The organism is Micromonospora maritima (assembly GCF_902825405.1).
GTDB classification, from domain to species: domain Bacteria; phylum Actinomycetota; class Actinomycetes; order Mycobacteriales; family Micromonosporaceae; genus Micromonospora; species Micromonospora maritima.
Genome location: NZ_CADEAU010000283.1, coordinates 1 through 7,084, shown reverse-complemented (window position 1 = coordinate 7,084; position 7,084 = coordinate 1). Strand labels below are relative to the sequence as shown.

The window sequence follows — 7,084 nt, the reverse complement described above, 5'->3', positions numbered from 1 at the left end:
GGCCCGGGACCACGGGACGCCCGGCCGTGCCGGAGGGCGCGGACGGCACGCCGGGCGGAGCCGACGTGGAGGCCGGCAACCCCGGCAGCGACATCGCCGGGTCCGACGGCGCCGCCGCCGGGAACGTCCGCCGACCGCGCACCGAACCGAGCGCCACCACCAGCAGCACCACCATCACGATCACCCCGATCGCGACCAGGACCCACGGCGACGAGGTGATGGCGGCCCCGGGCGAGGAGCCGGGGCGACGCGTACGGGACATGGTCCTCCGTTCGGCGGGCCGGGCCAGCGTAGCCACGAAAGCCGGGGTACGGCGAGCGGTCCGCCGCGCCCTGCCGCGCGGCCGAGACACCTGATACGTTGCACGCCGATCGATGACCACAATGGCTCGTGCAGCCGGCAGGACGGGTGGCAGTGACTCAGTGGCAGGGCACCATCCGGCGGGCATCCACACAGGATGCCGCCCTCGTTACCGCAATTCTCGCCGAGGCGTTCATGCGCGACCCGGTGAGCAGTTGGATCTTCCCGGCGGACGACCACCGCGCGCAGGTGCATCCCGCGTTCTTCGGGCCGTTCGTCGCCCTCGCGCTGCGCACCGGTGAGGTCCACGTCGCCGGCGACGGACTGGGCGCCACGCTCTGGCTGCCGGTCGGCGGCGGACACGACGAGGACGAGGGCGAGGAACTCGCCGAACTGGAGAACGCGATCGGACCCGAGGCGATGAAGCGCTTCGGCATCCTCGACGAGCAGATGGCCGCCAACCACCCGGGCGAACCGCACTGGTACCTGCCGTTCATCGGCGTGCACCCCGAGCACCACGGCAGGGGCGTCGGATCGGCGTTGCTGCGCGACCGGCTGACCGAGCTGGACCGGGCCGGCACCGCCGCGTACCTGGAGGCGAGCACGCCGCGCAACGCCGCGCTCTACGAGCGGCTCGGCTTCCGGCGTCGCCCGGTCACGCTGGACCTGCCCGACGGGCCCAGCCTCTTCCCCATGTGGCGCGATCCCGCCTGACCGTTTTCGGTCCCGCCCCGGACGCCCGGGGCGGGACCCTACCGGCGTACCGTCGTGGTGCTGGCGTCGAGCGCGCCGACCACGGCGGCGAGCAGGCCGTCGAGCTGTGCCGGCAGGAACCGCCGGCAGTCCCGCATCCGGCCGCCCACCTGCGGGTCGAAGATGTGCGCGGCGAGCCCGACCGCCTCGGCCAGGCTCGCCAGCAACAGCGTGCCCGGGTCCAGCTCGGCCGGGGACGAGTGCATCAGCATGGCGGTCAGGCGCACCCGCGGTGAGGCCGCCTGGTTCGGGTCGATCGCCGGCCAGCGCACCGACCGGCCGATGAGCTTGCCCTGCTCACGACGCAGGACGCCGGCGGTGACCAGCCGGGTGCCGACCCGCTCGTTGATGTTCAGCTGGGTGCGCAGGTAGCGGATCCACAGCCGGGCCGGATGCGCACCCTCACGGCGCAGGATCTCGGTGATCAGCAGGTCGGTCAGCGGCTCCTGCCACAGCCGCGGGTCGACCGCGGCGATGCCGCCACCGTCGAGGGCGATCCGGCCCTCGAACATCAGTTCGGCGAGCGCGGCACCGGCCAGACCGCACTCCAGCCGGTCGACGGCGACGTGCGGCTTACCGGTGAACTCGTCATGTCCGATGAGGAACAGCGCATCGGCGAGCCGGTACGTGGCTTGTGCCCCGGGGTAGGTCATGGTCCATCCTCGAACGGTGGCCGTGATCGTCGACACGGGACGGTACGGCATGACCACGCACAGCTCAATTCCGGTCGAGTACGCGCGCCCCAATCGATATCGAAGTGGGGTTGTGACGATCCGTGATCACCAATACCCTGCTTCAGGCTGTTCCGAAGTAGACACTTTCAACCCCCTCACCCCCTCCCCCTGGAGAAGCCTTGTCCTCCGATCCGTTCTTCTCCGACGGTGGGCTGCGCCGTGGCCGTCTCGGCACCGCCCATCTCGTCTTCTTCACCGTCGCCGCGTCGGCCCCGCTGACCGTTCTCGGCGGCGGCGTCACCACCATGTACGCCGTCAGCGGCAACATCGGCGCCGCGCTCGGCTTCGTGCTGCTCGCCGCCGTCCTCGCGATCTTCGCCACCGGCTACGCCGCGATGAGCCGGTACGTCGCCAACGCGGGCGCGTTCTACGCGTACATCGCCAACGGCCTCGGCCGGGCCGGCGGGGTGGCCGGCTCGGCGGTCGCGCTGGCCGCGTACAACGCGATCCAGATCGGCCTCTACGGGCTGCTCGGCGCGATCGTCTCCGACTTCATGTCGGCCAAGGCCGGGCTGGACCTGGCCTGGTGGGTCTGGGCGCTGCTCGCCTGGGTCTTCATCGGCGTGCTCGGCGTGCTGCGCATCGACCTCAACGCCAGCGTGCTGGCGGTGCTGCTCGTCCTCGAGTGCATCGTGGTGCTGATCTTCGACCTGGTCGCGTTCGCCCACCCGGCCGGCGGCAGCGTCACCACCGCCGGCATCAGCCCCGGCCAGCTGTTCGGAGCCGGGTTCGGCGCCGTGCTCGCGTTCACCATCGCCTCCTTCACCGGCTTCGAGAGCGGCGCCATCTACAGCGAGGAGGTCAAGGACCCGCGGCGCACGGTGGCCCGGGCCACCTACATCGCGGTCGCGTTCACCGGCCTGTTCTACGCGTTCTCCGCCTGGGCGCTGACCGTGCTCACCGGGCCGGAGAACGCCCCGCAGGCCAGTGGCGAGGCCGGGCCGGGCGTGGTCTTCGGCGCGCTCGACCAGTACACCGGCGCCGTCGTCGCGGACATCGCCAACGTCCTGTTCATCACCAGCGTGCTCGCCGCCCTGCTGTCGTTCCACAACGGCGTCGCCCGCTACCTGTTCGCGCTGGGCCGGGAGAACGTCCTGCCCCGCTTCCTCGGCGCCACGTCCAGCCGCAGCGGCGCGCCCGTCGCGGGCTCGCTGGTGCAGAGCGTGCTGGCCGTCGTCGTCTTCCTGGGCTTCGCGGTCACCGGCCGGGACCCGGTCATCGACCTGTTCACCTGGCTGTCCGGCTCGGCCGCGGTCGGCGTCGTCCTGCTGATGACGCTCACCTCAGCCGCCGTCGTCGGCTTCTTCCGGGGCCGCTCCGGCCCGGAGACGCTCTGGCAGCGGGCGATCGCCCCGGCCCTCGGCACGGTCCTGCTCACCGCCGTACTGCTGGTGCTGCTGTTCAACTTCGACGCGCTGCTCGCGCCGGACACCGCCAGCTACCTCACGTGGCTGCTGCCGGCGATCCCGGTGATCACCGGTGTGCTCGGCCTGATCTGGGGCGCGGTGCTGCGGACCAGCCGGCCGGACACGTACCGCCGGATCGGCCAGGTGACCGAGGAGGGCCTGCACGAGCCGGGCCTGCACTCGGCGCCCGAGGCCGACCAGTGGGCCGGTAGCCGCCGCTGACAGGAAAGGCGGGGCCCCTTCTTGACGCATGCGGTAGAGGAGGGGCCCCCGCTCAACACCCGGGGGCGGTTCAGGCGGTGCGGATGACGGTGCAGATCACCGGGCCCTCGTCGGTGGTGCGCAGCAGGTAGCGGTAGCGCTCGCCCGGCACCGCGCCACCCTGGCTGTCCAGGAACTCCCACCGCACCGCCACCTCGGTGAGCAGCGCCGAGACCTGTTGCACGTCCTCGATCTGGGCGTTCGCGGCGACCAGCTCCCTCTCCTGGTAGTCGGGTGCGGCGCCGACGAAGCTCAGCGCCACCGCGGCCGGCGAGGTGAACGAGAAGCTGTAGGTGTCGGCGACCACCAGCCCGGGCAGGGCGTAGCAGCCGGCGATGGCCGGCACGTCGGCGGTGGTCAGTGCCACGCCGTACCGGTCGAAGAAGTCGGTGAGCGTGTCGAGGTCGGTGGAAGCCGTCACGAGGCTCCTCATTACCGGCCGGCCCGCCGGGCAAACCTGGTCAGCGGGGCGGGATGCGCACCTCGATCTCCGCGCCGAGCTGCGCGCCGCCGGTCAGGGCCAGGTCGTCGCCGCTCCAGAACCGCCCCGGGTCGTACCAGTTGGGGCGCCGGCCGGCGGGCAGCAGCCCCATCGCCTCGTAGGTCACCGCGACGACCTCCGCGCAGTACGCCGTCTCCAACGCCCGGTCGCGTCCGGAGGTCCGGCCGCCGTCGGTGGACCCGGTCCCGTCCGCCGACGGGCCGCCGTCGCGGGTAAACGGACGGCGGCGCGGGTTCGGCACCCGGCCCCGGGCCCACCGCCAGGCGAGCTGCGCCGTGGACGGGAAGGGCGTTCCGTCGAGACGAGCCACGGCACGCAGCACCGCCTCCTCCATCGCGGTGTCGGCGGGCGGATCGAGCTGGCGCAGCCAGCCCCGCTGGCCGTACCGGTTGGCCCAGACGCAGACCGCGTCGCGCAGGTCGTGCAGTTGCACGCCGCGCTGGTGCGTGCCGGTCCACATGTCCGGCAGCGAGCGGCCCAGCTCCGCGTGCCACATCAACGGCGGCATGTCGTCCAGCACCACCGCCATGCCCACGTGGTTGACCGGGCTGTTGGTGGTGAACTGGATGGCCCGATCGGGCACGCTGCGTCCGCGGAACACCCACAGGTCGCCGGTGCGGGTCAGCTCCACGGCCTCGTCCAGGCTGATGCTCATGGAGGACTACCCTAAGCCGATGCGGCAACGAGTGCGGTGGTGGAAGCTGCTCGGCCTGGCCGGTCTCGCCGGTGTGGCGGCGACGGGCGTGGTCGTGGCCCGGGCGGAACGGCGGCGGCGGGCGTACACCCCGGAGGAGATCCGGGACCGGCTGCGCGAGCGGCACGCGAAGGCGTCCTCCTCGTCCTGACTGGAGGGTGACGGGCGGCGGCGGCCTGCCCTACCATCGGTGCGATGGGAAACAGTTTCTGGGAGACACAGTTTGTTCTCGATCCGCCGACCGCCCCGACCGAGCGGCACGGCGACGTCGACCTGCACCTTCCGGCCGGCGACGGCCGTCACCCCGGGGTCGTGGTGGTGCACGGCGTTCCCGGGCCGCCACAGGCGCCGGACGCCCGGGACTGGCCGCTCTACCGCGGCTACGGCGCCCTGCTCGCCGAGCGCGGTGTGGTCGTCGCGATCCCCCGGCTCTCCGTGGCCGGCCCCGACGACCTGCCCACCGTCGCCGCCCGCGTCGCCGACGCCGCCGACCTGCTCCGGGCCGACCCCCGCGTCGACCCCGACCGGCTGGCGCTGTGGTTCTTCTCCGGCGCCGGTCTGCTGCTCGGCGACTGGCTGCGCGACCCGCCCCGCTGGGTGCGCGGGCTCGCCGCGACGTACCCGTTGCTGGCGCCCCTGCCCGACTGGCCCCCGATCGACAGACGTTTCCACCCGCTCGACGCCCTCACCCCGTCCACCGCCCCCGGCGCCGGCGCCACCCCCTCGACGGACACGACCGGCTCGACGGACACGGCCCGCGTGGTCGGTGGGGCGCCGACGCTCGTGCTGACCCGGGTCGGCCGGGACCGGCCCGAGGTCGCGTCCGCCATCGCTTCTTTCACGGCCGCCGCGGAGCGACAAGGGCTGCCGGTGCGCGTGGTGGACGTGCCGAACGGGCGGCACGGCTTCGACGCCCTGGACCACACCGACGAGTCCCGGTCCGCCGTCCGCACGGCCCGCGACACCCTGCTCGGTCTGCTCACCGCCCCCTGACACACTCCTGATTCACCAGTACGCCGAGGTGGCGGCATCCGGGCGCCTCCGATACCGCCACCTCGGCGAAGTGAAGTCGAGGGGAACGGCGACCGGTACCGAGTCGCGGTCGAGGGGCGGCGCGGCGCGGCGCGCTGGCGTCGGAGCGGGACGCCCCGGTGAGGCCGGTGGATCGGTCCGGCGTCCCGGTGAGGCCGGTGGTAGGTCCGGCGTCCCTGGTGAGGCCGGTGGACCAGTCCGACGATTGGTCACCGGGCGTGGCGGCGCCAGCGGAAGGTATGCGCCGACACGGATATACCTCAGAGGCATATCTATGACGCATAGTCATATCGCTGAGGGGCACACGTCGCCACACCCCGATCGGGCGTCCATCAGCCGCGCTCGCTCCCGGCGATCTGGTCGACGTCGGGACGCCGCTCGCGGTTGGTCGCCGCGGATCACCCCGGTGATGTCAGGCGGCCCGGCGGGCGAGACCGGCCGGGTCAGAGGCCGGTAGCACCACCCGCGCCGGATTGGTCGGTCCTGGTGACCTCTCGCTGTAGGCGGCTACGTGTGCGCCGAGATCCCGCAGCGTCGTCACGAACAGGACGGTCCGAGATCTTGGTAGCGAACGGCCCCCACAGGGGCGCTGCGGTACCAAGATCTCCAGCCCGTTTCGGAGTTCGGGACGTTGATCCCGTGTCTCCGAGGCGGGCGGAGGCTCGCCCACCGGTCGCCCGGGGCAGCCGGAGCGCCTCAGGCGAGAGCCCTCTTCCCACCTCACAGGATCGACGTTCCGCCCTCCGGGAGACCCTCGAGATCTTGGTAGGAAAGCGCCCCTCTGAGGGCCGTTTCCTACCAAGATCTCGGGAACCGTCGACTGCGGCGTCGGCGGCCGCCTCGCACGGCCGACCGGAGGTGGGGGTGGTCGGAGGTTCGGTGGGCGATGTCCGGTTCCGGAGAGGGGTGCGGGCTGCGGGCTGCGGGCTGCGGGCTGCGGGCTGCGAAGACTCGACCCGTTCGTCCGGTTGAGTGGTGGTCGGTGCCACCCTCAGCGTGGAATCGGTGCCGGGGGTCAGGCGTTGTACCGGGCAGACCGCGTGGAGCCCCGGCCCTCGAGCCGGCAGGCAGCCCCGCCTCGGAATGACCGGCCACCGGCCGTCGTTACATCCCCCGGGCCCCCGAGCAGGCCACCCCCCGTGGCCGTTCCGGACAGCGCGCAGGCCACCCCTCGTGGCCGCCCCGAGCCCCGCGCACACCCCGTGCCGGCCCCCGGCCGCAGTCATCCGTGCAGGCCCCTTCGGGCGGGCCGCCGGAACGCAGACCTTTCCCCCTCCGGCACCCCCGTGCCGTCACCCCCACCTCAGGGAGGCAACCATCATGGCTACCACTCTGCTGCGCACCACCGTTCTGACCGCTGCTGGTATCGCCGCGACCGCCGGTGGTATCGCCGGCCCCGCGA

General features: G+C 72.7%; 7 protein-coding genes and 1 pseudogene. 4 read left to right on the top strand and 4 right to left on the bottom strand.

All coding sequences use genetic code 11. From position 1 onward, the window contains the following. Positions 1-262, bottom strand: a pseudogene (locus HUW36_RS21815) (cellulose binding domain-containing protein); the annotation flags it as partial. A gap of 146 nt (positions 263-408) precedes the next feature. Between HUW36_RS21815 and HUW36_RS21810 the strand changes: the two are divergent. After that, positions 409-1,014 carry a GNAT family N-acetyltransferase gene (locus tag HUW36_RS21810; protein WP_246248264.1) on the top strand — a complete coding sequence of 202 codons (606 nt, stop codon included), beginning with the start codon at positions 409-411 and terminating at the stop codon, positions 1,012-1,014. Between the two features lie 38 nt (positions 1,015-1,052). On the opposite strand, the gene HUW36_RS21805 is transcribed toward HUW36_RS21810, so the two are convergent. Beyond that, on the bottom strand, positions 1,053-1,706 hold the full coding sequence (locus HUW36_RS21805; RefSeq protein ID WP_099164425.1) for a GOLPH3/VPS74 family protein: 654 nt from the start codon (positions 1,704-1,706) through the stop codon (positions 1,053-1,055). A gap of 200 nt (positions 1,707-1,906) precedes the next feature. On the opposite strand from HUW36_RS21805, the gene HUW36_RS21800 reads away from it, so the two are divergent. After that, positions 1,907-3,415 carry an APC family permease gene (locus HUW36_RS21800; protein WP_174529874.1) on the top strand — a complete coding sequence of 503 codons (1,509 nt, stop codon included), beginning with the start codon at positions 1,907-1,909 and terminating at the stop codon, positions 3,413-3,415. A 70-nt stretch (positions 3,416-3,485) separates the two neighbouring features. On the opposite strand, the gene HUW36_RS21795 is transcribed toward HUW36_RS21800, so the two are convergent. Together HUW36_RS21795 and HUW36_RS21790 are read right to left on the bottom strand one after the other, a co-directional pair. Next, positions 3,486-3,875, bottom strand: a complete 390-nt coding sequence (locus HUW36_RS21795; RefSeq protein ID WP_174529873.1) for a hypothetical protein — start codon at positions 3,873-3,875, stop codon at positions 3,486-3,488. A gap of 40 nt (positions 3,876-3,915) precedes the next feature. Continuing rightward, a complete protein-coding gene (locus tag HUW36_RS21790; protein ID WP_174529872.1) occupies positions 3,916-4,611 on the bottom strand; it encodes a hypothetical protein in 696 nt (231 codons plus the stop codon). Between the two features lie 19 nt (positions 4,612-4,630). Between HUW36_RS21790 and HUW36_RS21785 the strand changes: the two genes are divergently transcribed. Further along, positions 4,631-4,801 carry a hypothetical protein gene (locus HUW36_RS21785; protein WP_172967964.1) on the top strand — a complete coding sequence of 57 codons (171 nt, stop codon included), beginning with the start codon at positions 4,631-4,633 and terminating at the stop codon, positions 4,799-4,801. Between the two features lie 44 nt (positions 4,802-4,845). Then, on the top strand, positions 4,846-5,643 hold the full coding sequence (locus HUW36_RS21780; protein ID WP_174529871.1) for a hypothetical protein: 798 nt from the start codon (positions 4,846-4,848) through the stop codon (positions 5,641-5,643). Positions 5,644-7,084: the final 1,441 nt, after the last annotated feature.